Annotated in this window: 24 protein-coding genes; 9 read left to right on the plus strand and 15 right to left on the minus strand. The window is 63.7% G+C overall.

Annotated features, from left to right (window positions below; genetic code table 11):
- Positions 1-223: 223 nt before the first annotated feature.
- A complete protein-coding gene (locus tag JI744_RS15695; protein WP_202662092.1) occupies positions 224-691 on the minus strand; it encodes an OsmC family protein in 468 nt (155 codons plus the stop codon).
- Between the two features lie 67 nt (positions 692-758).
- Here JI744_RS15695 and JI744_RS15700 point away from each other — a divergent pair, with 67 nt between their 5' ends.
- On the plus strand, positions 759-1,382 hold the full coding sequence (locus JI744_RS15700; protein WP_202662093.1) for a GntR family transcriptional regulator: 624 nt from the start codon (positions 759-761) through the stop codon (positions 1,380-1,382).
- Between the two features lie 445 nt (positions 1,383-1,827).
- On the opposite strand, the gene JI744_RS15705 is transcribed toward JI744_RS15700, so the two are convergent.
- Positions 1,828-2,115, minus strand: a complete 288-nt coding sequence (locus tag JI744_RS15705) for an HU family DNA-binding protein (RefSeq protein ID WP_202662094.1) — start codon at positions 2,113-2,115, stop codon at positions 1,828-1,830.
- Between the two features lie 155 nt (positions 2,116-2,270).
- Positions 2,271-3,749, minus strand: a complete 1,479-nt coding sequence (locus JI744_RS15710; RefSeq protein ID WP_202662095.1) for an AMP nucleosidase — start codon at positions 3,747-3,749, stop codon at positions 2,271-2,273.
- Between the two features lie 117 nt (positions 3,750-3,866).
- Here JI744_RS15710 and JI744_RS15715 point away from each other — a divergent pair, with 117 nt between their 5' ends.
- The 3 genes from JI744_RS15715 to JI744_RS15725 are packed head-to-tail and all read left to right on the plus strand — an operon-like array spanning position 3,867 to position 6,429.
- Positions 3,867-4,700 (plus strand): SDR family oxidoreductase, encoded by an 834-nt coding sequence (locus JI744_RS15715; protein WP_202662096.1) that lies wholly within the window; start codon positions 3,867-3,869, stop codon positions 4,698-4,700.
- 36 nt (positions 4,701-4,736) lie between these two features.
- The gene (locus JI744_RS15720; RefSeq protein WP_202662097.1) at positions 4,737-5,312 is read left to right on the plus strand and encodes a helix-turn-helix domain-containing protein; all 576 of its coding nucleotides are present in this window, start codon (positions 4,737-4,739) and stop codon (positions 5,310-5,312) included.
- 10 nt (positions 5,313-5,322) lie between these two features.
- The gene (locus tag JI744_RS15725; protein ID WP_202662098.1) at positions 5,323-6,429 is read left to right on the plus strand and encodes a cupin domain-containing protein; all 1,107 of its coding nucleotides are present in this window, start codon (positions 5,323-5,325) and stop codon (positions 6,427-6,429) included.
- A gap of 141 nt (positions 6,430-6,570) precedes the next feature.
- Here the strand turns inward: JI744_RS15725 and JI744_RS15730 are convergent, their stop codons facing one another.
- Positions 6,571-8,859: a transglycosylase domain-containing protein gene (locus tag JI744_RS15730; RefSeq protein ID WP_202662099.1), complete on the minus strand. Its 2,289-nt coding sequence runs from the start codon at positions 8,857-8,859 to the stop codon at positions 6,571-6,573.
- A 261-nt stretch (positions 8,860-9,120) separates the two neighbouring features.
- Between JI744_RS15730 and JI744_RS15735 the strand changes: the two genes are divergently transcribed.
- Entirely contained in the window at positions 9,121-9,459 is a 339-nt protein-coding gene (locus JI744_RS15735) for a P-II family nitrogen regulator (RefSeq protein WP_202662100.1), read from the plus strand.
- A gap of 24 nt (positions 9,460-9,483) precedes the next feature.
- Entirely contained in the window at positions 9,484-10,821 is a 1,338-nt protein-coding gene (locus JI744_RS15740) for an ammonium transporter (RefSeq protein ID WP_202662101.1), read from the plus strand.
- 76 nt (positions 10,822-10,897) lie between these two features.
- Here the strand turns inward: JI744_RS15740 and JI744_RS15745 are convergent, their stop codons facing one another.
- The 5 genes from JI744_RS15745 to smpB all read right to left on the minus strand — a co-directional run bounded on the left by JI744_RS15745 (position 10,898) and on the right by smpB (position 14,618).
- Entirely contained in the window at positions 10,898-11,536 is a 639-nt protein-coding gene (locus JI744_RS15745) for a trypsin-like serine peptidase (protein ID WP_202662102.1), read from the minus strand.
- Positions 11,537-11,567: 31 nt separating this feature from the next.
- Positions 11,568-12,746: an amino acid aminotransferase gene (locus tag JI744_RS15750; RefSeq protein ID WP_202662103.1), complete on the minus strand. Its 1,179-nt coding sequence runs from the start codon at positions 12,744-12,746 to the stop codon at positions 11,568-11,570.
- A gap of 3 nt (positions 12,747-12,749) precedes the next feature.
- Positions 12,750-13,607 (minus strand): 3-mercaptopyruvate sulfurtransferase, encoded by an 858-nt coding sequence (gene sseA / locus JI744_RS15755; protein WP_202662104.1) that lies wholly within the window; start codon positions 13,605-13,607, stop codon positions 12,750-12,752.
- A gap of 110 nt (positions 13,608-13,717) precedes the next feature.
- Complete coding sequence (locus JI744_RS15760) at positions 13,718-14,011, minus strand: hypothetical protein (RefSeq protein ID WP_202662105.1); 294 nt, start codon at positions 14,009-14,011, stop codon at positions 13,718-13,720.
- Between the two features lie 127 nt (positions 14,012-14,138).
- A complete protein-coding gene (gene smpB, locus JI744_RS15765) occupies positions 14,139-14,618 on the minus strand; it encodes an SsrA-binding protein SmpB (RefSeq protein ID WP_202662106.1) in 480 nt (159 codons plus the stop codon).
- A gap of 51 nt (positions 14,619-14,669) precedes the next feature.
- Between smpB and JI744_RS15770 the strand changes: the two genes are divergently transcribed.
- Positions 14,670-15,134: a potassium channel family protein gene (locus JI744_RS15770; RefSeq protein ID WP_202662107.1), complete on the plus strand. Its 465-nt coding sequence runs from the start codon at positions 14,670-14,672 to the stop codon at positions 15,132-15,134.
- Here the strand turns inward: JI744_RS15770 and JI744_RS15775 are convergent.
- A complete protein-coding gene (locus JI744_RS15775) occupies positions 15,100-15,963 on the minus strand; it encodes a DMT family transporter (RefSeq protein ID WP_202662108.1) in 864 nt (287 codons plus the stop codon). The genes JI744_RS15770 and JI744_RS15775 overlap by 35 nt on opposite strands.
- 62 nt (positions 15,964-16,025) lie before the next feature.
- Positions 16,026-16,898 carry a 4-hydroxy-tetrahydrodipicolinate synthase gene (dapA, locus tag JI744_RS15780; protein ID WP_202662109.1) on the minus strand — a complete coding sequence of 291 codons (873 nt, stop codon included), beginning with the start codon at positions 16,896-16,898 and terminating at the stop codon, positions 16,026-16,028.
- Between the two features lie 150 nt (positions 16,899-17,048).
- On the opposite strand from dapA, the gene JI744_RS15785 reads away from it, so the two are divergent.
- On the plus strand, positions 17,049-19,004 hold the full coding sequence (locus tag JI744_RS15785; RefSeq protein ID WP_202662110.1) for a lytic transglycosylase domain-containing protein: 1,956 nt from the start codon (positions 17,049-17,051) through the stop codon (positions 19,002-19,004).
- On the opposite strand, the gene JI744_RS15790 is transcribed toward JI744_RS15785, so the two are convergent.
- From JI744_RS15790 to mnmD, 3 genes are read right to left on the minus strand one after another with little or no spacing between them, the layout of a single operon-like run.
- Complete coding sequence (locus JI744_RS15790; RefSeq protein WP_202662111.1) at positions 18,979-19,875, minus strand: DMT family transporter; 897 nt, start codon at positions 19,873-19,875, stop codon at positions 18,979-18,981. The two genes, JI744_RS15785 and JI744_RS15790, sit on opposite strands and share 26 nt — an antisense overlap.
- Entirely contained in the window at positions 19,868-20,737 is an 870-nt protein-coding gene (locus tag JI744_RS15795) for a DMT family transporter (protein WP_202662112.1), read from the minus strand. Before JI744_RS15795 ends, JI744_RS15790 begins: the two co-directional genes overlap by 8 nt.
- Positions 20,734-21,402 (minus strand): tRNA (5-methylaminomethyl-2-thiouridine)(34)-methyltransferase MnmD, encoded by a 669-nt coding sequence (gene mnmD, locus JI744_RS15800; RefSeq protein ID WP_202662113.1) that lies wholly within the window; start codon positions 21,400-21,402, stop codon positions 20,734-20,736. Before mnmD ends, JI744_RS15795 begins: the two co-directional genes overlap by 4 nt.
- 47 nt (positions 21,403-21,449) lie before the next feature.
- On the opposite strand from mnmD, the gene JI744_RS15805 reads away from it, so the two are divergent.
- Positions 21,450-22,478 carry an NAD(P)/FAD-dependent oxidoreductase gene (locus JI744_RS15805; protein ID WP_202662114.1) on the plus strand — a complete coding sequence of 343 codons (1,029 nt, stop codon included), beginning with the start codon at positions 21,450-21,452 and terminating at the stop codon, positions 22,476-22,478.
- 61 nt (positions 22,479-22,539) lie between these two features.
- On the opposite strand, the gene zapE is transcribed toward JI744_RS15805, so the two are convergent.
- The gene (zapE, locus tag JI744_RS15810) at positions 22,540-23,631 is read right to left on the minus strand and encodes a cell division protein ZapE (protein ID WP_202662115.1); all 1,092 of its coding nucleotides are present in this window, start codon (positions 23,629-23,631) and stop codon (positions 22,540-22,542) included.
- Between the last annotated feature and the right edge of the window lie 50 nt (positions 23,632-23,681).

A 23,681-nucleotide genomic window follows, 5' to 3' on the forward strand; every position in this document is an offset into this window, starting at 1 on the left:
CCTGTTCCCTGATCATCCCGATAATCTGCGCCTCGGTGAAACGGCTTTTCCTCATGTCGTCTGCTCCTTCTCAGGTTGGGCAGACTCTACATCACAGCGAGGGAACTTCCGGGGGGCAGGTCACCATCGCTAGCTGTCTTGCAACCGGGCAGGCAAAATAGCGGAAAGGCTGCGTTGCAAGCCCTCTCCCACTGCGGGACGAGGGCCAGTCGTGTCATGGCTGTCAGGCTTGAACCACGAATTCCGGCGCATGAGAGACCGGAAAGTTCACCGAGCGGGCGATAAAGCAGAACTGATGGATGCGGTGGTGAATGGCCTCTGCCGCTGCCAGATCAGTCCCGGCCTGCACTGTGACACGGGGCCGCAGCACGGCCGACACGAACCGCCCCGCGCCGCCGGGACCAATCTCGCCCACGCCTTCGGGGTTGTCCTCATAGCCTGTCACAACAATTCCGGCATCGGCGGCGTAATGCAGATACCACAGCATATGGCAGGCCGACAAAGCCGACAGCAGCAGGTCTTCGGGGTTCATCTTGGCCGGGTCACCCCCCAGAAGCGGATCGTTTGAACAGGCCACCACCTGCTTACCCGGCACCGCGATGTTCCACGTCCGGTCATAGGCCCGATAGCCTGCCGTACCCGTCCCGCGATTGCCGGTCCAAAGGATATGAGAGGTATAGCTGTGGGTCATGGTCTGTCCTTGTGCCGCGCGATTCCAAGCCGTATACTTGTATACATACAACCACCGCAGGGCCCAAATGGCAATTGTTGATGACATCCGCCGCGATCTTCTGACCGGGCGGCTGCCCCCCGGCAGTCTGTTGTCGCAAACCGATCTGGCCACAGCCCATGGCGTCAGCCGTATCCCGGTGCGCGATGCGTTGCAGGCGCTTGCGGCGGAAAAGCTGGTGACAATCGTGCCCGGCAAAGGCGCGCGCGTTCTGTCTCTGACGCCAGAAGAACTGGCCGAGCTTTACGACCTGCGCATCCTGCTCGAAGGCGATCTGATTGCCCGCGCCACATCGCTGGCCGATGCCGCCGCCCACGCCGAGGCGGAATATGCCTGTCGCAAATCCTCGCTAGAGGCGGGCCGTCCCGGCTGGGCCGAGGGGGACTGGCTGTTTCACCGCACGCTTTATCAGCCGGCCAACCGACCCCGGCAACTGGCCATCGTGCAGGAACTGCGGCAGGGATGCGTGCTGTTTGCCAGCGGCTATCACGGGCTGGCCGACCAGACGCCGCGCTGGCTGACTGATCATGCCGCGATCCTTGGGGCCTATGTCACGGGACAGGCCGAAGAGGCCGCCGTCTTGCTGCGCAAACATTTGGCCGGTGCCCGGGATCACCTGCTGGCTGCGCGGCGCGAGACGGCCGAGCGCTAGGGAAACAGACACGCGGCAACGGTTGCCCGGGCGGATCAAGAAACGCATTGCGCTTCCCCGGCCGCGTGTGCGGGTTTTCATCAGAGGCCTGTCCACAAGCAAAAGCGAAAGGCCCGTGCCACCCAGCCGCGCCATGGACGCGGCGTTCTTCGGGAAAACGTGCCACTGGCACGTTTCTCATCCCTCATCACCCCCGGCGGGCGAGAAGCGCCCGCCGGTAGCGGGGCGGGCGCTGGCCGGGCGGGGCAACCTGCCTCCTCACCGCATGGCGAAGGCGATAGCCTTTGCTAGAGCGACCGCGTTAAATGCCAACGCCGCCCTAAACCCCCAACGGCAATTCCGGGCAAGTATGCTTCCTCTAATGCGCAGGAGGGCTTCCTATGGTCGGCCCAAAAAAAAGGGCCGCCCCAGAGGGACGGCCCGAAACACCTCTCAGCAGACGCGATCAGGCGTTGACGCTGTCTTTCAGCGCTTTGGCGATCGCGAACTTGACCTGCTTGTCAGCGGGCTTGGTCACGGTCTCGCCGGTAGCGGGGTTGCGCACCTGACGCTCGGGGCGGGCCTTGCAGGCCACCTTGCCCAGACCGGGCAGCGTGACGGCACCACCAGCGGCAACCTCGCGCGCAACGACCGAAGCGATAGCGTCCAAAGCAGCCGACGCAGTCTTTTTGTCGGCGCTCATCGCATCGGCGAGGGCGGCCACAAGTTGCGTCTTGGTCATAGGTTTCGACATGTCCTAGTTCCTTTTTTGGCCACCTTATCGCGGGTGGCATAGGGCTTATGCCGGGAAGGGCAATGGCCCGCATTCCCATGGATTTGCGGTGCAGCGCAAGCCTTTTCCGCCTGAAATGCTGGGTTTTACCCAGTCATTCCCCTATCAACACCACGTCACAGGAAGGCAGTTTCCTCGAAACTGCGCAACTTGCGGCTGTGAATACGCTCCAGTGGCATATCGCGCAGACGCTCCATCGCGCGGATGCCGATTTGCAGATGGCGCTGCACCTGTGTGCGGTAAAAGTCGCTGGCCATGCCAGGCAATTTCAGCTCGCCATGCAGCGGCTTGTCGCTGACACACAAGAGCGTGCCATAGGGAACCCGGAACCGGAACCCGTTGGCAGCGATGGTGGCGCTTTCCATATCCAGCGCGATGGCGCGTGATTGCGACAGGCGCTTTACCGGGCCGGACTGGTCGCGCAGCTCCCAGTTGCGGTTGGCGATGGTGGCCACCGTGCCCGTCCGCATGATGCGCTTCAACTCAAATCCCTGAAGCTGCGTCACCTCTGCCACCGCCTCTTGCAGGGCAATCTGGATCTCGGCCAGCGCCGGAATCGGCACCCACAAGGGCAAGTCATCATCCAGCACATGATCTTCGCGAAGATACGCGTGGGCTAGGCAGAAATCGCCCAAACTCTGGCTGTTGCGCAGCCCCGCGCAATGGCCGACCATCAGCCAGGCATGGGGCCGCAGCACCGCGATGTGGTCGGTCGCTGTCTTGGCATTCGACGGGCCAACCCCGATATTGACCAGCGTGATCCCGTTCCCGTCCGCCCGCTTCAGATGATAGGTCGGCATCTGCGGCATCTTGGCGATATGGGCAATCTCGGCATCGGGGGTGGTGATGACCTGATTTCCCGTTGCCACAAAGGCAGTGTAGCCCGAAGTCGGATCGCCCAATGCGGCGCGACCATAGGCCTCGAACTCATCAACGTAGAACTGATAGTTGGTGAACAGAACGTGGTTCTGGAAATGGAGTGGGTCGGTCGCGGTGTAATGCGCAAGCCGCGCCAGACTGTAATCGACACGCTGCGCGGTGAACGGGGCAAGCGGGAACGACCCGTCATCATTGCGCAGCCGTTCGCCGTTCACAATGTCATCCGAGGTGGTGGCAAGGTCGGGCACGTCGAACACGTCGCGCAAGCTGAACTCCAGCACGCCCTCCTGTGGCACCGAAACGCCCGGATTGCCCGCAACCGCGAAATGCACAGGAACCGGGGTGTCCGAAGGCCCGATCTCGACTGGCACGCCATGGTTCTGCATCAACAGGCCGATCTGCTGGGTCAGGTAATTGCGGAACAGATCGGGACGGGTGACGGTGGTGGCATATGTGCCGGGGCCGGGCACATGGCCAAAGGCCAGCCGCGAATCCGCCTGGGCATGACTGGTCACGGTTATGCGGATTTCAGGGTAAAAGGCGCGAATGCGGTGCGCAGGCTTGCCACCCGTTACTGCCGCGCTGAAATGGCGGGCCAGAAAGGTGGTGGCCTGCTCATAAAGCGCCTCCAGCCGGGCAACGGCGGCGGCGGCATCGGTGAAACTGTCATGGCCCATCGCATCGGGGGTCAGGATCGGCTGGGTCTGGTCGTGCATCATCGGCTTCGCGTCTCGCTTTGGTCGGGCATCTAAACCGGCATCGGCCCTGCGGCGCAAGTGAAGTCTTGGTGTCAGACCCTTGCCCATCGCGGGCGGGCGGTGGATAACCGGGGCATGAAAACCCTGCTTGTTCTTGGCCTCGGCTATTCCGCCAGCGCCCTTGCCCGCCGCCTGCTGCCGCTGGGCTGGTCTGTCATCGGCACCACCCGTACCAGCGCCGATGCCTTGCGCGCCCAAGGGGTGACACCGTTGCTTTGGCCCGGTGACCTTGGGCCTGCGCTGGGCCGTGCGACTCATATCCTCGCCTCTGCCGCACCCGATGCCGGGGGCGACCCGTTCTTGCAGGCGGCGGGCGTGCAGATTGCGGCTGCCCGCCCCGAATGGGTGGGCTATCTGTCCACAACCGCGGTTTATGGCGACCATGACGGCGGCTGGGTTGACGAGGATACACCGCTTGCCCCGCAATCCCCGCGCGCGGTGCAGCGCGTTCTGGCCGAAACCCAATGGCTGGCCACCGGCCTGCCGGTGCATATTTTCCGCCTTGCCGGCATCTACGGCCCCGGTCGCGGCCCGTTTGAAAAGCTGAAGAATGGCACGGCGCGGCGTATCCTGAAACCCGGTCAGGTGTTTTCGCGTATTCATGTGCAGGATATTGCGGCAACGCTGGCCGCATCGATCGCGCGGCCCAATCCGGGCCGCATCTATAACGTCTGCGATGATGAACCCGCCGCACCTGAGGACATCATTTCCCACGCAGCCCATCTGCTCGGCCTGCCCGAACCCCCAGCCATCGACTTTGACAAGGCTGAGATGACCCAGATGGCCCGTAGCTTTTACAGCGAATCCAAGCGGGTGCGGAATGACCGCATCAAGCAGGAGCTGGGCGTGAAACTGGCCTATCCCGGCTATCGGCAGGCCTTGCAGGCGATCTTGCAGGCCGAAAGCTAATCTTGCAAATTTGCAAGAATCATGCATTATTGCCGCATGAAAGCTACCACCTCTCCCCTTGGCACCCGCATCCGTACCCTTCGGCTTGAACGCGGCTTGTCGCTGGCCGATCTTGCCCGCGCTACCGGCGTGTCAGAGGCCACGATGTCGCGTATCGAAACCGGCGCAAGCGAGGTCTCTGCCCCACATCTTTATGGCCTTGCACAGCACCTTGGCACCGACATTTCCAGCTTTTTCGCCGCAGGCACTGCCATAAGCCCCGGCGCGCGGTCGCATACGATGGCTGGACAGGGCGAGACCTATGCCTCGCCCCGGTTGCAGGCACAGGTGCTGAACGGCGACCTGTTGCACAAACGGATGAACCCGTTCCTGAACCGCACCACCGCTCGCACGCTGGAACAGGCCGGTGGCCTAGCCGCCCATACGGGCGAGGAATGGCTCTATGTCCTGCGCGGGCCGCTGGTTTTGCATTCGGCCAGCCACGCCCCCCTGCGGCTGCAACCAGGCGACAGCCTCTATTTCGACGCCAGCACGCCCCATGCCTATCTGGCCGAAGCCGAAGGGGGGGCAGAGTTCCTCGTCCTGTCCTCGGCCCCCGCCACCCAGCCCTGAAAGGCCCGCCATGACCGATGCCACCCTTGCCCCCATTCTTGCCGAAGTGCTGCTGCCGACGCAGGAGCTGCGCAATGACCTGCCGTTCTACACCAAGGTTCTGGGGATGCGGCTGGAGAATATCTTTCCCGCCGACAACCCTTCGGTCGCCACCTTGTCAGGCCACGGGTTGCGGGTGCGGATCGAAAAGGGCGCTGCCGCCCCCCCCGGTCGCCTGCGCATCCTGACCGACACACCCGCCGATTTCGCCGAAGGCCAGTCCCGCCTCACCGCGCCCAACGGCACGGTGATTGAGGTTGTGCCCCTGTCGCCACGCGTCGAACAGCCCGAAACCGTGCATGAATTCGGCGTTCGTCGCCTGCGCGATTCCGCACCTTGGGTGATTGGCCGGGCCGGAATGCACTATCGTGACCTGATCCCCAGCCGGCTGGGTGGATCGATCATCGCCAGTCATATCCGCATTCCCGATGGCGGGCCGGTGCCCGACATGGTGCATTACCACACCGTCGGGTTCCAACTGATCTACTGCTATCGCGGCTGGGTCGATGTGCTTTATGAGGATCAGGGCGGCATGATGCGCCTGCATGCGGGCGATTGCGTGATCCAGCCGCCAGAGATCCGCCATCGCGTCTGCCACGCCTCGCCCAATATCGAGGTGGTCGAGATTGGCGTACCCGCCGAACACATCACCACCATCGACCATGTGGCCACCCTGCCCAACGGCCACGGCGATCCGGCGCGCGAATGGCAGGGCCAGCGGTTTGTGCATCATGTGAAAGAGGGCGCGCTATGGCAGCCCTTCCGCATTCCGGGCTTTACCTGCCGCGATACCGGCATTGCTTCGGGCACCAAGGGCGTGGCGAATATTCAGGTCGCCCGGTTCGAAGGCGACACGCCCCCGGCCACGATGCACGATACCGACATCCATTTCACCTTCGTGCTGGAAGGCAGCATGGTCCTGCGCGCCAAAGGCGAAGCGGACCGAGAGGTTTCGGCCGGTGACGCCTTCGTCATCCCGCCGGGGCTGGCCACGCAATACGCCCAGTGCTCGCCCGATCTGGAACTGCTGGAGGCAAGTCTGCCCGCCGGGTTCACCACAACGGTGACAACGCTTTAAGCCTCGCCGCCCTGTGTTCCACCTCATCAGGTCAAGCTGACCACACCCACAATTCCGGCCAACACGGCCTTCTTGCAAACCAGCAAGCAGAAAGACGCAAAACGCCGCGTCGCAACGCCCCTTCCCACCGGGGCGAGGCCGTCAGTTCCCGCCCAGAATGTCGCGCAAGACATCCTCGATGAGGTCACGCCGGGGTTGCTGAACCTGCCCACCCAAAGCCTCGTCCAGCGGCTGGGTGGTGCCGGGGGCAACCTCGGCGTTCGGGTCATAGGGACGGGTGTAGGGGTCGGGCTGGGCCGTGCCGTCGGGTGCCGTCGGGCTGGGCGGCACGCGCGGTTCAGGCACAATGACTTGTAGGTCATGGACCGGCAGGCCCTTGTTGATACGCACCATCACCTCATGCCAGATCTCGGCGGGAATGCCGCCGCCGGTCACACCCTTCAGCGGCGTGTTGTCGTCGTATCCCATCCAGACGCCCACCACATAGTCGGCGGTAAAGCCGATGAACCAGGCATCGCGCGCGGCCTGCGTCGTGCCGGTCTTGCCCGCCGCCGGGCGACCATCCAGCCGCGCGCGGGTGCCTGTGCCGCGTTCAACCACCTGCGTCATCATATAGGTCAGCTCTTGCGCCGCCGTTTCGCTGATCACGCGCTGACCGATCCCGCCACCGGCCCCCATCAGCGGATCACCCTCATCGCCCTTGATGCGCAATTCACGCAAGCCATAAGGAATGACCGAAGAGCCGCCGTTCAGGATACCGGCATAGGCCCCCGTCATGGTCAGCAGGGTGGATTCCGAGGCCCCCAGCGCCAGCGCCGGGCCAGCGGCCAGATCACTGTCGAGGCCGAAACCGGCGGCGATTTCGCGCACCTTTTCGCGGCCCACCGCCTCGGATACCCGCACGGCGGGGATGTTGCGGCTTTCGGCAAGGGCCTGTGTCAGCGTGATCAGGCCCTTGAACTCTCCGTCATAGTTCTTGGGCGTCCACGGGCCGGACCCGCGGATGTTGATGGTCAGCGGCACGTCTTCGACGAAATCGGCAGGGCTCCACCCCAGATCCATCGCGGCGGCATAGACGAAGGGTTTAAAGGCCGATCCGGTTTGCCGCAGCGCCTGTGTCGCACGGTTGAACGACCCCGCCGCTTCGGTCTTGCGCCCGCCCACCATGGCGCGCACCGCGCCATCCGCACTCATCACCACCACCGCCGCCTGCGCCTTGGACCCGGCCTTCAGCTTGGTATCAAAGATTGAAACCAGCGCCTGTTCGGCATCGCGCTGAATTTCCTGATCCAGCGTGGTCTTGATCACCACATCCTCGGTGGTTTTCTTGGTCAGGAAATCGGGGGCGCTTTCCATCACCCAATCGGCAAAGAACCCGCCCGATTGCGAGGCAGCAGCCTCTGACAGTTGGGCGGGGTGGGCGTGGGCCTCTGCCGCCTCGGCGGCTGTCAGATAACCCTGTTCAGCCATCAGATCGATGATCACATTCGCCCGATCTTGCGAGCGTTTGAGGTTGTTAGTGGGCGCATAGGTTGATGGCGCTTTCAACAGCCCGGCCAGCATGGCGGCCTGTGCCGGGTTCACCTTATTGGCCGAAATGCCGAAATAACGCTGCGCCGCCGCCTCGAACCCTCGGGTGCCCGCGCCCAGATAGGCGCGGTTGAAGTAGATCGTCAGGATTTCGTTCTTGGAGTACTTGGCCTCCATCGCCATGGCGAAGGGCACTTCCTTGGCCTTGCGCCACAGCCCGCCCGACCGGCAATCCGCCTCGTAATCGCTTTCGGATTTCCACTGTTTGGCATCATAGGGCACGCCAAGGCACAGCAACTTGGCCACCTGCTGCGTGATGGTGGACCCGCCGTTGCCGGAAAAGGCACTGCGCCCTTCGGACAGGTTGATGCGGATCGCGCTGGCAATGCCGCGCGGGCTGATGCCGAAATGGTGGTAAAAGCGCTTGTCCTCTGTCGCGACCACGGCATGGAGGAGGTAGGGCGACACGGTATCGGCGGTGATCTGGCCGCCAAAGGTCTCACCCCGCCAGGCAAACACAGTGTCGGTGCGGTCCAGCATAGTGACCGACCCGCGCGCGCGGGCATCCAGCAGTGCGTTCACATCGGGAAGCTGGGCGTAAAAGTAAAAGATGATGCCGCCTAGAATCAGGCCGCAGACCACCGACACCCGCCACACCACGGCCCAGACCATCCCGAAGATCCAGCGGAAGAAGCGGCTGATCAGGCCGCGCCGGGGCGCAGGCTTGCGGCGCGGTGCCGAAGATGACGGGCGCCGACCGCCACTGTTGCCCCCCCCGCCGCTGCCAGAGCCGCCCTTGCCCGAGGTCGTGCGCGCAGGTGCGGCCTTGGTCGCCTGATACCGCCTGTCCGCCACAAGGGGTTTTTGCCCCCTGCCCGATCCTGCCCCCAATCCCGCCATGCCTGCTGCCCGTTCCGGTCTGTTCTTGTCGTTCAGACATCCTAAACGGTCGGCGCGCAAATGCGAAGAACCCCTCGGCAACGATTCGCCTATCAATATCGCATAATATTTAGGCATATACGCATATAAAATAATCAAATGCCCGAAAGCCGTGCCACATCCTCCCTGCGCTTGTGCCCCTTTCTTGTGCTGCGAGTGCGAAACCCGCCTGATCACCCAGGGTCCTGAATAGGGGGCCATGGGACAGGAAAGGGGTGCGACGTGAAAATGATCATTGCCGCCATCAAGCCCTACAAGCTGGACGAGGTGCGCGAAGCGCTTACCGCGATCGGCGTGCGTGGGATGATGGTTACAGAAATCAAGGGTTTCGGCGCGCAGTCGGGCCATACGGAAATTTACCGCGGCGCGGAATACGCGGTGAATTTCGTGCCGAAGATGCGGCTGGAAATCGTGGTGGCCGACAATCTGGCCGATCAGGCGGTTGAAACCATCTCGGCCACGGCCCGCACCGGCAAGATCGGCGACGGCAAGATCTTTGTGCTGGACGTGGCCAAGGCGCTGCGGGTCCGCACGGGTGAAACCGACGACGAAGCGCTTTGAACAGTGGGATGGGGAAACGATAAGATGAAAAACCTGACGAAATTTGCGGGATTGGGGGCGCTGGGTGCCTCGATCTTCGCCAGCCTGCCCCTGTGGGCACAAGAGGCGACGACCGAAGCTGCCGCCCCCGTGATGGACAAGGGCGACGTGTCGTGGATGATGACTTCGACCGTGCTGGTGCTGTTCATGACCCTGCCAGGTCTGGCGCTGTTCTACGGTGGCCTTGTGCGGTCCAAGAACATGCTCTCGGTGCTGATGCAAACCACGCTGATCGCCTGCATGGTGATGGTGATCTGGGTGGTCTATGGCTATTCGGTCACCTTTGGTGGCGGCACCTCGCCCTATTGGGGCGGCTTCGGCAAGCTGTTCCTGGCGGGTGTCACGCCTGACAGCATGGCTGCGACCTTCTCGGCGGGCTACGTCATCCCGGAATATCTGTTCATTGCCTTCCAGATGACCTTTGCGGCCATCACCCCGGCGCTGATCATCGGCGCCTTTGCCGAACGGGTTAAGTTCTCGGCCGTGCTGCTGTTCTCGGCGCTGTGGGTCACGCTGGTCTATTTCCCGGTTGCCCATATGGTGTGGGACGTGTCGGGCCTGATCTTCGTGATGGGCGCCATCGACTTCGCCGGCGGCACCGTGGTTCACATCAATGCCGGTATCGCCGCACTGGTGGCCTGCCTTGTGATCGGCAAGCGCGTCGGCTTTGGCAAGGAAAACATGGCCCCGCATTCGATGGTCATGACCATGATCGGCGCTTCGATGCTGTGGGTCGGCTGGTTCGGCTTCAACGTCGGTTCCAACCTTGAGGCCAATGGCGGCGCTACGCTTGCCATGATCAACACCTTCATCGCCACCGCAGCGGCAACTCTGGCCTGGTCGCTGTTCGAAGCGGTGCAGCGCGGCAAGGCTTCGATGCTGGGCGCAGCTTCGGGCATGGTGGCCGGTCTGGTTGCCATCACCCCGGCTTGCGGCACGGTTGGCCCGATTGGGGCGATTGCGCTGGGCATCATCGCCGCTGCGGCCTGCTACTTCTTCGTCACCGTGGTGAAGAACAAGCTGAAGTATGACGACAGCCTGGACGTGTTCGGCGTTCACGGCGTTGGCGGCATCATCGGCGCCATCCTGACCGGCGTGTTCTCGGCCGGTTCGCTGGGCGGGGTGAAGGGCGACGATTACTCTATCGCGGCGCAGGTCTGGATCCAGATCGAGGCCGTGGCCATCACGCTGGTGTGGTCGGGTGTCGTGTCCTTCGTGTTGTTCAAGCTGGTGGACATGATCGTCGGCCTGCGTGTCGATGCCGACTCCGAGCGTCAGGGGCTTGATCTCAGCTCGCACGGTGAACAGGCCTATCACGGCTGATAAAAGGGCGCGGCGACTTTCCTCCTCCCAGTCGCCAGCCAGAAGCCCGGACCTTCAAGGTCCGGGCTTTTTCATGTCATGGCATCAGATCGGGCGTGGTCAGAACCGCCAACGCATGCAGCGGCGGCCCGGCGCGGGCAACCATGACACCCGCAACCTGCCAGATGCCGCCGGGGCCGGGCACCAGAAGCGGCCCACCCGAATTGCCCGAGACCACGGTGCAATCCAGCCCCACCACTTGCGGCGATTGCGGCGGGAAAAGCGCAAGTGCTCGGCAGGGCGCGGCACTAGGCGCAAGGCCGGGTTGCGCGCGGTCATAGCCAAAGAAGGTGAAGGGGCCGCTTTGAATGCCCGTTGCCAGCGCAAGGGGCGTCACCTGATCGGCGGTATAGGCCGATTGCAGCCGTAACAACGCAGTATCATTGCCCATCCGAACCTGCGGGCCGGGGCGGGGCATAGGGGGCAGCACGGCGGCTCCCCGCCGCTCTGGCCCCGCGCTGACGGTGCCAAGGCCGGGCAAAAACCGCACGCTGGCCGGGTTCGCCTGCGCGGCGTCGGGCAGGCAATGACCCGCCGTCAACACCAGATCAGGGGCAATCAGCGTGCCGGTGCAGATCGCGGCGCCAGGGCGGTCGTTTGCGCCATAGGACAGGCGGCCAATGGCAGGCGGTTGCTGTTGCGCCGATGCGGGGGCAGCAAAAAGCGCGCAGGCCAAGGCCAGCGCGCTTGTTCTTGCAGTGCAGGCCTTAGCCAATGACCTTGGCGATGGCTGCGGCCAGAATCGGCACGGTCTGCGAATTCAGGCCCGCGATGTTGATGCGGCTGTCGCCCACCATGTAAACGCCAGCCTCTTCGCGCAACTGGTTCACTTGCGCTTCGGTCAGGCCAAGGCGGCTGAACATGCCGCGATGGCGGGCCACAAAGTCGAAACGGTCGGAATTGGTGGCGCGGCGCAGCTCCTCGGCAAGGCTTTGGCGCAGGGTCAGCATGTTCTGCCGCACCTCTTCCAGCTCGGTCTTCCACTGGGTCGTCAGGGCCTGATCCTCCAGGATCATTGTCACCAGACGCGCGCCATGGTCAGGCGGAAAGCTGTAGTTCTGACGGTTGAGGAAATTCAGGTTGCCCTGCGTCACCGCTTTGCGGCTGGCATCCCCCAGCGCAATCAGAATGCCGGTCCGTTCGCGGTAAATGCCAAAGTTCTTGCTGCAAGAGGCGGCAATCAGCACCTCGGGGAAGCTGTTCGCGATCAGGCGCGTGGCCTGCGCGTCCTCTTCCAGCCCGTCGCCAAAGCCCTGATAGGCAAGGTCAACCAAGGGAATGGCCTTGCGCGCCTTCAGCACATCGACGATCTGCTGCCATTGCGCCGCCGTGGGGTTGGCCCCGGTGGGATTGTGGCAGCAGCCATGCAGTAACACGACATCGCCCTCGGCCACGGTGCCCAGATCGGCGATCAGGCCTGCAAAATCGACCTCGCCCGTCGCCGCATCAAAATAACGGTATTCGGCGGATTTCATCCCCAGATACTTGATGATCGAGGGGTGGTTGGGCCAGGTCGGGTTCGACAACCAGACCGTTGCGCCCGGCGCTGCCAGCTTGATCAGTTCCAGCGCCTGACGAATTGCCCCAGTGCCGCCGGGCGTGGCGACCGATGCCGCGCGCTCGGCAAAGCCCGCGCCAAGGATCAGCCCGACCATCGCGGCGTTATAGGCGGGCTCTCCGGCAAGGCCGGTGTAGGTTTTGGTCTTTTCGGTGTCCCACAGGGTTTTTTCGGCGGCCTTGACCGCGCGCATCACCGGGGTCAGGCCGGTCGCATCCTTGTAGACGCCAACGCCCAGATCAATCTTTCCATCGCGCGGATCGTCGCGATACATCGCGATCAATTGCAGAATCTTGTCCTGCGGCTGGGCGTTCAGGTTCTCTAGCATCGTCTATCCCTTCTCGACAGCCAGGTCGTCGTACATGCCCCATTCGGCCCACGACCCGTCATAAAGCGCATGGTTGCGGTGGCCCATCCGTTCCAGCGCAAGCGACAGGACCGCCGCCGTAACCCCCGACCCGCAAGAGGTGATGACGGGTTTCGACAGGTCAACCCCGGCAGATTCAAACACCTGTTTAAGCTCGGCAACCGGCTTCATTGTGCCATCGCCGTTCAAAACGGTGGTAAAGGGCACGTTTTTAGCCCCCGGAATATGGCCCGCGCGCAGGCCGGGGCGCGGCTCGGCCACCTCGCCCCGGAAACGGGGGGCAGAGCGGGCATCGACGATCACCGCTTCGGCCAGCTTGGCGGCATGGGCCACCTGCGTCACATCCTTGACCAGATGGTTCTGGCGCGAAACGGTGATGTGGCGATCTTTGATAACGGGGGGCATATCTTCGATCTCGCGCCCCTCGGCTTTCCATTTCGGAAAGCCGCCGTCCAGCACAGCCACATCGGTCTTGCCCATCAGGCGAAACAGCCACCAGACCCGGGCGGCGGAAAACAGGCCCGCGCCGTCATAGACCACTACCTGATGGCCATCGCCCACGCCCATCGCGCGCAGCCGGGTGATGAACTTTTCGGGTGGCGGCGCCATATGCGGCAGGTTTGACCGCAGGTCAGCGATTTCATCGATGTCGAAAAACCGCGCGCCGGGGATATGTGCTGCCTGATATTCGGCGCGGGCATCGCGCCCGGCATCGGGCAGATACCAACTGGCATCCAACAGGCGCAGATCCGGGTCTTTCAGATGCGCGGCAAGCCAGTCGGTGGAAACAAGCGTCTTCGGGTCGTCGGGGGCCTGGGCCATGGTCCTCTCCGGTCGGTTTCGACCAGAAGCCCTAAACCCCGTGGGCCTGCGAAGCAAGGTGGCGCGGGCAGGTCTTGGCCCGCCCGCGCAAGAAAATTACGACCGCGACCTTACGACTTGGCCATTGCGTTCTTGATGGCGCCGATAACAGCCAGCAGCACGCCACCGCCCACACCACCCGAAGCGACCGACTGGATGATCGAGCCGATGTCCAGCCCGCCAGCGGTTGCAGCACCCGCCGCGGCACCGCCACCCATCACCGCGCCCAGGATCTGGCCGCCAATCCCACCGCCCAGAATACCGACGATCGAATTCAACAGCGTACCCAAGCTTTGGTTTTTCAGCACGGCACCAGCAGCATTGCCACCCAGCGCACCAGCGATCAGTTGGATAATCAGTTCCATAACTCGTCCCTCTTTCCCAAGGGTCCGCCGCACCGGGCGGCCCATCCGGCCTTGTTGTCCGCTTTTGCGGCGGCTCGGATAGGGGAAATAGTGGCAAATTGTCACCCTTACGGCAACAGTTGTGTTGTCAGCCCTGTGCGCCCTGCTTGAGCAGACGCGATTTCTGGCGGTCCCAGTCGCGCTTGGCCGATGTTTCGCGCTTGTCAGAAAGTTTCTTGCCCTTGGCTACGCCGAGCTTCAATTTCACGATGCCGCGCTCGTTGAAATAAAGCCGCAGGGGCACGATCGTCATACCTTCGCGCGCCGTCGCAGACCACAGGCGCGACAGTTCCTTACGCGAAACCAACAACTTGCGGCGGCGGCGTTCGTCATGGCCCCAAGTTTTGGCCTCGGCATAGGGGGCGATATAGCCGTTGATCAGCCACAGCTCTCCGCCCTCGACCGAGGCATAGCTGTCGGCGATGTTCGAACCGCCGCGGCGCAGGGATTTGACTTCAGAGCCAAGCAGCATGATGCCCGCTTCCAGATCGCTTTCGATATGGTAATCGAAGCGGGCACGCCGGTTTTCGGCGATGAGTTTGGAATTTGGATCGGATTTGGCCACCATGATCGCCGTGAGATAGGCGAGGGGCGGCGCGGAGTCCAGTCGGAGGAAAGAATGTTCCTGCAAATCCTGGTGGGCACCTGCCTTCTGGTGACCAATATCACCATCGCTGCCGTGGCGGCCATGCTGATGGAACTGGCATTCCTGCGACTGCACCCTTGGCTGCTGCGCCCGCCGCACCGGCCCAAGCTGGTCTTGTTGTTGGCGGGGGTGTCGGTGGCGATTCTGGCGGTGATTACCGTTGCCGTCTGGGTCTGGGCGATTGCGTTCTGGTACCTGGAGGGGTTCGGCACGCTGGAAGAGGCGCTGTATTTCGCGCTGGTCGCCTTTACCACGCTGGGCTTGGGTGATGTGGTCCTGCCTCATGCCTGGCGCATTCTGGCGGGCATGGCGGCTGCCAACGGCTTTTTGCATTTCAGCCTGCTGACGGCGCTGTTGATCGAGGCGCTGCGCCAGGTGCGTCTGGCGCAGTGGCAGCACAAGGTCAGCCGACCCGGCGACGCCCCGAAAGCAGAATGAACAACCCGCAAGCCACAATGATGCCCGCGCCGATCAGTGTGGGCAGGTCGGGGTGTTCGTGGAAAACCAGCGCCCCGATGATCATGGCAAAGACCAGCCTGGTATAGCGGAACGGCGTCACCGCCGACACATCACCCATCCGCATCGCCGATGTCAGGCAGGCATAGCCAAAGATGCCAAAGCCCGCAGCCCCGCACATCAACAGCCAGCCATGGGCATCCGGCATCGCCGCATTGCCCTCTGCCCCCAGAATGACCACGCCGGAAATGCCCAGCATGGTAAAACCGGCCACGCCAAGCTGCGCATTCGACAGCGCGGGCGGCGCGGCCCGCGTCGCCAGATCGCGCCCGGCAAATCCCAGCATACCCGCAAGGGCCAACAGCGATTGGGCGTCAAACCCTGAAAGACCGGGGCGCAGGATAACCAGCACGCCGACAAACCCCAGCAGAATGGCAAACCACCGCGCCAGACCGACCCTTTCGCCAAATAACACCGCCGCACCCAGCACCACCACCAAGGGTGTGGCCTGCAAAATTGCAGAAGCGACCGAGATCGGGATCAGTGCCAGCGCCAGCGCATAAAACAGCCGCCCCGCCACCTCGAACAGCGACCGGACGGCCATGGTTTTCGACCAGGCCGCGCGCGGCACCGGCGCGTCGCCCACCCGCAGCGCCGTGGTGGAAAACCACGCGATCCCCACCAGACCCATGAAGATCAGGATCTGCCCCAAAGGCACAGTCACGGCGGCGGCCTTGATAAAGCTGTCTTCCACGGCAAAGCCCGCCATGGAAATGGTCATGAAAAGGCTGCCGCGCTGGTTCGGGGTCATGTGATCCGCCGGTAAGGGGCGGGCGGGCCCTGTGCCCGCCCAAGAGGGTCAGATCAGATACGTCAGATCAGGCCCGCATGGCGCATGGCGGCCTTGATCTTGTCTTTGGTGCCATCGGTCAGGCCGACCAGCGGCAGGCGCACCTCCTCGGAACACAGGCCAAGAACCGACAGCGCATATTTCGCACCGACAAGACCCGGTTCGATAAAGATCGCTTCGTGCAGCGGCATCAGGCGGTCCTGATACCCGAGCGCAGCCGCATAATCGCCACGCAGCGTCGCCTCCTGGAACTCGGCGCACAGCTTGGGGGCCACGTTGGCGGTGACCGAGATGCAGCCCACGCCGCCATGCGCGTTGAAGCCAAGGGCGGTGGCATCCTCACCCGACAACTGGATGAAATCCGGTCCGCAAGTGATGCGCTGCTGGCTTACACGCTCGATCTTGCCTGTCGCATCCTTGACCCCGACGATACGCGGCAGCTTGGCCAGTTCGCCCATCGTGGCGGGCGTCATGTCCACCACCGAACGGCCGGGGATATTGTAGATGATGATCGGCAGGTCGGCGGCATCGTGCAGTGCGGTGAAATGCGCGATCATCCCCGCCTGTGTGGGCTTGTTGTAATAGGGCGTCACGATCAGCGCGGCATTGGCCCCGGCCTTTTTGGCGTGCTGGATCAGGCCAACGCCCTCTGCCGTGGCATTGGAGCCTGCGCCCGCAATCACCGGCACCCGGCCCGCCGAAGCGGTGACCACGGCCTCGATCACCGCGCCATGCTCTTCATGGCTTAGCGTCGGGCTTTCGCCCGTGGTGCCCACCGGCACAAGGCCGTGGCTGCCTTGGGCGATATGCCATTCGACAAGTTTTTTCAGCGTATCAAAGTCCACAGCGCCGTTCTTGAACGGCGTGATCAGGGCTGGAAGGGATCCCTTGAACATGACACGCGTCTCCTTGAGATATGGGCAGACTCGCCCGGTGCAAACGTGCCATGACTAGCGGAGACGCGCGGTATTGCCAAGCGCGGTATACTGCGGAGCTAACGGGCTTGTGGCTTGCCCGCCCCGGCCCGCTGGGGCAGGATTGTCGCCATGAGCAGAACAACAAAAATCATTAGCATCCCCCTTTTGTGTCTTGCCCTGCTGACCGCCCCCCCGCCCGCCTTGGCGGATGAGCTGGGCAGCCTGAAAGACGGGTTGCAGGCGGCGGCCGGGCAAGACTGGGACCGGCTGTTGGCCGATGTGCCGTCGGCGGGCACGGTGGGCGGCGACATCCTGCGCTGGCAATGGCTGCGCGCGGGCGAGGGGCGCTTGGGCGATTACGAGGATTTTCTGTCGCGGCGGTCCTACTGGCCCGGCTTAGCGCTGCTGAAAGAAAAGGGCGAAGAGGCTGCCGCAAGGTCCACCGACCCGGCCCGTGTGATCGCCTATTTCGGCAAGACCGCGCCAAAGACCAGCAAAGGTGCCGTTGCACTTGTGCGCGCGCTGATGCAGGCGGGTCAGCCTGCACAGGCCGAGCAGACGGCGTTTGATGCCTGGGTTGGCCTGAAATTCGATGCCGGGGACGAGGCGGCGCTGATCGCGCTGCAAGGCGATGCCCTGTCGGTCGCGCATGAGGCGCGGCTGGACAACATTCTGTGGGATGGGGGCCGTCTGGCCGAGGCGCAGCGCATGCTGCCCCGCGTTGGCCCCGATTTCCGCGCGCTGGCGGCGGCGCGGATTGCGCTGGAACAGGGAGCCGACGGCGTGAACGGGCTGATCGCCAAGGTTCCCGCCCCGATGCAGACCGATGCCGGTCTGGCCTATGACCGTTTCATCTGGCGGATGAAGCGCGACATGTATGACGGCGCGGCAGAGCTGATCGTTCAGCGCAGCGACAGCGCCCAGCACCTTGGCCGCCCCGATGCCTGGGCCGAGCGTCGGGCGCTGCTGGCGCGCAAGATGATGCGGGATGGCGCGCCCAAGACCGCCTACAAGATCGCCTCGCGCCATGATCTGACCAGCGGGCAGGATTATGCGGATCTGGAGTTCCTTTCGGGCTTCATCGCGCTGCGCAAGCTGAACGATCCGGCCCGCGCGCTGAAACATTTCGACCGGCTGAAGGCGGCGGTCGGCACCCCGATCAGCCTGTCACGCGCCGATTACTGGCGGGCCCGCGCGCTGGAGGCGGCGGGTGATGCGGCGGGCGCCAAGGCGGCCTATCGCGCGGCGGCGCAATATCAGACGGCCTATTACGGTCTTTTGGCAGCGGAACGGCTGGGCCAAAGCCTTGACCCCGCGCTGATCGATGTCGGCACGGCAGGGCCGGGCTGGAAATCGGCTGGGTTCGCCGGGTCTTCGGTTCTGGCCGCGGGGCGGATGCTGGATCAGGCGGGCGACCGCACCACGGCAAAGCGGTTCTTTCTGCAACTGGCCGAGGGGCTGGATGCGACCGGCCTGCAACAACTGGCCGATCTGGCCCTGCGGCTGGAGGAACCCCACATCGCCCTGCTGATCGCCAAGCAGGCGGCGGAGCGCGGTATCATCCTGCCCCGCGCCTATTTTCCGGTGCCAGAAATGGTGCCCGGCGAATTGCCGGTCAGCCGGGCGCTGGCACTCGCAATCTCTCGGCGTGAAAGCGAGTTTGATCCCGGCGCGCAAAGCAAGGTGGGCGCGCGCGGCTTGATGCAGGTAATGCCCGAAACCGCCAATCGGGTGGCGGGCACGCTGGGGCTGGACCATACCAACGCAAGGCTGACCACCGACCCGGCCTATAACGTCACCATCGGCTCGGCCTATCTGGCCAAGATGGTCGAGGAATTTGGTCCCTCGGTTGCGCTGATCGCCTCTGGCTATAACGCCGGGCCGGGGCGGCCGCGCAAATGGATGGCCGAGTTCGGCGACCCAAGGATGCCGCAGGTCGACGTGGTCGATTGGGTGGAAACCATCCCCTTTGCCGAAACCCGCACCTATGTGATGCGGGTGGCCGAGGGGGTGGTGATCTATCGCCAGCGGCTGAAAGGCGTGGCCAGCCCGGTGCGGATCACGGCAGAGCTGAAGGGCGGCTAGACTGACGTGCACGGACCTGCTCGCGCCACAGTGTGAACACCCCTGCCGCTGTAACGATCACCGCCCCCAGCGCCACGTTCGGCCGCAGGGTTTCATCGAACAGCAGGAAACCAAGCGCCGCGATCCAGACCAGTTGCAGATAGGCAAAGGGCTGCACGGCGCTGGCTTCGGCCACATCATAGGCCTTGATCAGCAACCCGTGCCCCACAATCGCAGTGATGCACAGGGTGCCCATCCACATCCAGTCGGTCGGCGTCATCCATGTCCAATGCGCCAGACCAAAGGGCGTCATGCCGATGGCGCCGACCACCCCTGTCCAGAAAAAGCTGACCGAAGCCGCGTCTCGCCGCGCAACATAGCGCGTCAACAAGCCATAAAGCGCGAACAACAGGGCCGAGGCAAAAGGCAGCAGCGCCCAGACCGAAAACACGCCCGAACCGGGTTGCAGGATGATCAACACGCCGATGAAACCAATACCAATGGCGGTCCAGCGCCGCCACCCAACCTTTTCGCCCAAGACAGGGCCGGACAAGGCCGCGACCAGCAACGGATAGGCGGTGAACACCGCATGACTTTCAATCAGGCCCAGCCGTGTGAAAGCCACGACCATCACGCAGATCTCAAACACAAGTATCAGGCCGCGCGCGATCTGGATGAAGGGATGGCGGGTGCGCACAGCCTGACGAATGCCACCACCGCTGCGCATTGCTAGGATAGAGACAAAGATGGCGAAGGCCCAAAAGCGGACCATCACCACCATCATGACATTGTAATTCTCGGCCAGATGGCGGGAAATCCCGTCCTGCACGGCAAAGACCAGGGTGGTCAGCACCATCAGGATGATGCCAAGGCGGGTATTCTGTTCAGCCATTGGCCGGTTTCCTTTCCGAAATCAGGGCAAACAGCCCCGAAGCCACCACGATGGCCGCGCCAAGCGCCACAGCAGGGGCAAGATGTTCGCCGAACACCACAAGCGCGATGATCGAGGCAAAGACGATATGCATATAGGCAAAGGGCTGCACCGCGCTGGCCTCTGCCGCCTCATAGGTTTTCAGCATCAGCCAGTTAGAGGCGACAGCCGCCGCCGCATAACCGGCGATAAGCAGCCAGTCAAAACGTGCCACCGGCTGCCAATTCGGCAGGCCAAGGAAGGTGATCAGGAAGGCCCCGATGATCGCAGGCCAGAAGAAATTGGGGAACATCCGCTCGGCCCGCGCGCCAAGCCGGGTCAGCACACTGTAGATGGCGAACAGGATGGCCGAAATCATCGGCAAAAGCGCGGGCCAGGAAAACACCCCGCCCCCCGGTCGCAGGATGACCAGAACCCCCAACAATCCCACTCCTACCGCCACCCAGCGGCGCGGTGTGATCCGCTCTCCCAGAACAGGGCCGGACAGCGCAACCACCAACAGCGGGCAAATGGCAAAGACCGCATGGCTTTCGATCAGGCCGATCAGCGTATAACCCCAGACGATGATGGCGATTTCCGCCACCAAGAGTGCGCCCCGCACCACATGCATCGGCATATGGTCGCTGCGCACCGCCGCGCGGAACCCTTCGGGCCGCCGCAGCGCAAGAACCAGAACAAAGGCCGCAAAGACCCAATAGCGCAGCATCACCACCATCAGCGTGTTGTAGGTGCCCGCCAGATGGCGCGAAAACCCGTCCTGACAGGCAAAGGCAAAGACGGTGGCAACCATCAGCCAGATGCCCCGGCGGTTGTTCGGGGTCATGCGCGCACTCCGGCAGACATATGGCGCTTGGTGCCGAAACCCGGTTGGCGCTCGACCGCAAAGCCCGCCGCCGCCAGCGTCCGGCGCACATGGCCTGCGGCGGTATAGGTGGCAAAGCTGCCGCCCGGCGTCGTGTGGCGGGCCACCTCGTCCAGCAGGGTGTCGCTCCACAATTCGGGGTTCTTGGCGGGCGAAAACCCATCCAGATACCAGGCATCCGCGCGACCCTGCCACGCGGGCAAGGTTGCGCGGGCATCCCCGATGATCACCTCAACCGCAATGCCGCCAAGGGCAAAGCTGCGCCGCCCCGCGGCCCATGCGGCCAGAAAGGGGGCTGCCACCGCCTCCGCCTCGGGAAAGGCGGTCAGGGCGCGGGCGATTTCCTCGGCGGTCAGGGGGAATGCCTCAAAGCTGGTGTAGCTTATGCGTAATCCGGGCGGCATCGAGACCAGCGTTGCCAGCAGGTTCAACCCGGTGCCAAAGCCCAGCTCGGCAATCTGGAACCCGTCGCAGAACCGGCCCGGCAATCCATTTCCGGCCAGAAACACATGCCGCGTCTCGGCCAGCCCGTTGGCGATGGAAAAATATGGGTCGTCAAAGCGGCGCGAGACGGGAATGACGCCCTCGCGCCAATCCAACCCACCGCCCTGTTCGTCGCCGGTCATTTCGCCTATCCCTGATCGCGCGCGGACCATGGGGAAGGCAGCAGGGAATGGCAAGGGTCGATCTGACGGTGCGCGGCGGCGGAGTTTTCGGCCTGACCGTAGCATTCGAGGCCGCCCGACGCGGCGCAAAGGTACGCCTGATCGAAACGGCGCAGATCGGCGCGGGGTCATCGGGTGGCCTTGTTGGCGCCCTGTCGCCGCATGTGCCGGAAAACTGGAACGAAAAGAAGCAGTTCCAACTGGAAAGCCTAGTGATGGCGAGTGATTTCTGGGGCGCGGTGCAGGAAACCTCTGGCCTGCCGACCGGCTTTGGCCGGGTTGGTCGCCTGCAACCCTTGGCCGATGACCGGGCCGCCACCCTGGCCCGTGCACGGGGCGAAAATGCCGCGCGGTTGTGGCAGGGCATGGCCCTTTGGCAGGTGATCTCTGCCACCGGCAGCCCTTGGGAACCCGCCAGCCCTTCGGGCCTGCTGATCCACGACACACTATCCGCCCGGCTGCACCCGCGCATGGCCGCAACCGCACTTGTTGCCGCGATCCGGCAGTTGGGCGGCGAGGTCGTCATTGGCAATGCACTGGACGAGGGCGCGGTGATCTGGGCCGCGGGCCTTGCCGGGCTGCACGCGCTGACCCATGATCTTGGCCGCCCCGCAGGCGACGGCGTGAAAGGTCAGGCCCTGTTGCTGCGCCACAACGCGCAGGACTTGCCACAGCTTTATGTGGACAGCCTGCACATCATCCCCCATGCCGATGGCACGGTTGCCATCGGCTCGACCAGCGAAAATCTCTGGACCGACGCCACCGCCACCGACGCACGACTGGAGGAGATCTTGGCCCGCGCCCGCGCCGCCCTGCCCTGCCTGCAAGATGCACCTGTGCTGGAACGCTGGGCCGGGGTGCGCCCGCGCGCAAAATCAAAGGCCCCGATCCTTGGCCAATGGCCCGGCAAGCCCGGCCATTTCGTCGCCAATGGCGGCTTCAAGATCGGCTTTGGCATGGCGCCCAAGGTCGCGCAGGTGATGGCCGATCTGGTGCTGAACGGCAAAGACGCAATTCCCGAAGGATTCCGCCTCTGACGCCACTCACATTGCATAAATATCCTCTGGGGTTCCGGCGAGCGAAGCGCGCCCAGCGGCGTCAACCCGCGCCGCCCTTGCCCCAATCCGCCCCCTGCATCTCGCGCAATCGGCTGGCGGTGCGTTCAAATTCAAAACTGCCCTCGCCTTCGATATACAGCCGTTCCGGCTCATCTGCGGCGGAACAGATCAGCCGCACATGGCCTTCGTACAAAGCGTCAATCAGGGTGACGAACCGCTTGGCCTCGTTGAAGTTTGACGACGACAACTGCGGCACGTCCTCAAGAATCAGCACCCGCACCGCCTGCGCGATGGCAAGGTAATCGCCGGGCCCAAGCGGACGGGCGCACAGTTCCCAGAAACTTGCCCGGCCCACGCCATTGGCAAAGCGCGGCAGTTCCACCTCGCGCCCATTCACCGGCAGGCGTAGGGGCGCACCCTTGTCGCCCCCGGTCAGGTCTGACCAGATCGCCTCGATCAGCCCACGCGCCTTACCTGCGGGGTGGAAATAGACCTGCGCGCCTGCCAGACGGTGCTGGCGGTAATCATTGGGGCTTTCCAGCTCCACCACCACCAGCCGGTCGCGCAGAATGTCGATAAAGGGCAGGAACAGCGCCCGGTTCAGGCCGTTCTTGTAAAGATCTTCCGGCGGGCGGTTCGAGGTGGTGACAATCACCACCCCCGCCGCCAGCAGCTTTTCAAACAGCCGCCCGACAATCATCGCATCGGTGATGTCGGTAATCTGCATCTCGTCAAAGGCCAGCAAGCGCACCTCACGCGCGATGGCCTCGGCCACCGGGGCCAGGGCATCTTCAACCCCGGTCTTGCGCGCCTCGTGAAGGGCGTGCTGGATCTCTTGCATGAAGGCGTGAAAATGCACCCGGCGCTTGGCGGTGATCGCCGTGGCCTCGCAGAACAGATCCATCAGCATGGATTTGCCGCGCCCGACCCCGCCCCACAGGTACAGCCCCTTGGGCGGCACCACGGGGCGCGCGAACAGCCCGGCAAACAGCCCCGTCCGCCGCCCGGCATTGGTTTCCAGCCACAGCCGCAGGTCTTCCAGCGCGGGCAAAACCGCCTGCTGGGCCGGATCAGGATGGAGAGTGCCCACTGCGATGCGGGCCTGGTAAAGCTCGGTCAGGGTTTGTCGCATCGGGCAAACCTAGCTTGCCGCGCCGCAGAACGAAAGGTGCCGTTGCAGGC

The organism is Fuscibacter oryzae (genome assembly GCF_016765795.1).
Taxonomy (GTDB): Bacteria; Pseudomonadota; Alphaproteobacteria; order Rhodobacterales; family Rhodobacteraceae; genus Fuscibacter; species Fuscibacter oryzae.

What these genes read in the sequence shown, in the direction of transcription:
- JI744_RS15695 (WP_202662092.1), bottom strand. Translation starts at nt 691, where the DNA reads ATGACCCACAGCTATACCTCTCATATCCTTTGGACCGGCAATCGCGGG.
- JI744_RS15700 (WP_202662093.1), top strand. Translation starts at nt 759, where the DNA reads ATGGCAATTGTTGATGACATCCGCCGCGATCTTCTGACCGGGCGGCTG.
- JI744_RS15705 (WP_202662094.1), bottom strand. Translation starts at nt 2,115, where the DNA reads ATGTCGAAACCTATGACCAAGACGCAACTTGTGGCCGCCCTCGCCGAT.
- JI744_RS15710 (WP_202662095.1), bottom strand. Translation starts at nt 3,749, where the DNA reads ATGCACGACCAGACCCAGCCGATCCTGACCCCCGATGCGATGGGCCAT.
- JI744_RS15715 (WP_202662096.1), top strand. Translation starts at nt 3,867, where the DNA reads ATGAAAACCCTGCTTGTTCTTGGCCTCGGCTATTCCGCCAGCGCCCTT.
- JI744_RS15720 (WP_202662097.1), top strand. Translation starts at nt 4,737, where the DNA reads ATGAAAGCTACCACCTCTCCCCTTGGCACCCGCATCCGTACCCTTCGG.
- JI744_RS15725 (WP_202662098.1), top strand. Translation starts at nt 5,323, where the DNA reads ATGACCGATGCCACCCTTGCCCCCATTCTTGCCGAAGTGCTGCTGCCG.
- JI744_RS15730 (WP_202662099.1), bottom strand. Translation starts at nt 8,859, where the DNA reads ATGGCGGGATTGGGGGCAGGATCGGGCAGGGGGCAAAAACCCCTTGTG.
- JI744_RS15740 (WP_202662101.1), top strand. Translation starts at nt 9,484, where the DNA reads ATGAAAAACCTGACGAAATTTGCGGGATTGGGGGCGCTGGGTGCCTCG.
- JI744_RS15750 (WP_202662103.1), bottom strand. Translation starts at nt 12,746, where the DNA reads ATGCTAGAGAACCTGAACGCCCAGCCGCAGGACAAGATTCTGCAATTG.
- sseA (WP_202662104.1), bottom strand. Translation starts at nt 13,607, where the DNA reads ATGGCCCAGGCCCCCGACGACCCGAAGACGCTTGTTTCCACCGACTGG.
- JI744_RS15760 (WP_202662105.1), bottom strand. Translation starts at nt 14,011, where the DNA reads ATGGAACTGATTATCCAACTGATCGCTGGTGCGCTGGGTGGCAATGCT.
- smpB (WP_202662106.1), bottom strand. Translation starts at nt 14,618, where the DNA reads ATGGTGGCCAAATCCGATCCAAATTCCAAACTCATCGCCGAAAACCGG.
- JI744_RS15770 (WP_202662107.1), top strand. Translation starts at nt 14,670, where the DNA reads ATGTTCCTGCAAATCCTGGTGGGCACCTGCCTTCTGGTGACCAATATC.
- JI744_RS15775 (WP_202662108.1), bottom strand. Translation starts at nt 15,963, where the DNA reads ATGACCCCGAACCAGCGCGGCAGCCTTTTCATGACCATTTCCATGGCG.
- dapA (WP_202662109.1), bottom strand. Translation starts at nt 16,898, where the DNA reads ATGTTCAAGGGATCCCTTCCAGCCCTGATCACGCCGTTCAAGAACGGC.
- JI744_RS15785 (WP_202662110.1), top strand. Translation starts at nt 17,049, where the DNA reads ATGAGCAGAACAACAAAAATCATTAGCATCCCCCTTTTGTGTCTTGCC.
- JI744_RS15790 (WP_202662111.1), bottom strand. Translation starts at nt 19,875, where the DNA reads ATGGCTGAACAGAATACCCGCCTTGGCATCATCCTGATGGTGCTGACC.
- JI744_RS15795 (WP_202662112.1), bottom strand. Translation starts at nt 20,737, where the DNA reads ATGACCCCGAACAACCGCCGGGGCATCTGGCTGATGGTTGCCACCGTC.
- mnmD (WP_202662113.1), bottom strand. Translation starts at nt 21,402, where the DNA reads ATGACCGGCGACGAACAGGGCGGTGGGTTGGATTGGCGCGAGGGCGTC.
- JI744_RS15805 (WP_202662114.1), top strand. Translation starts at nt 21,450, where the DNA reads ATGGCAAGGGTCGATCTGACGGTGCGCGGCGGCGGAGTTTTCGGCCTG.
- zapE (WP_202662115.1), bottom strand. Translation starts at nt 23,631, where the DNA reads ATGCGACAAACCCTGACCGAGCTTTACCAGGCCCGCATCGCAGTGGGC.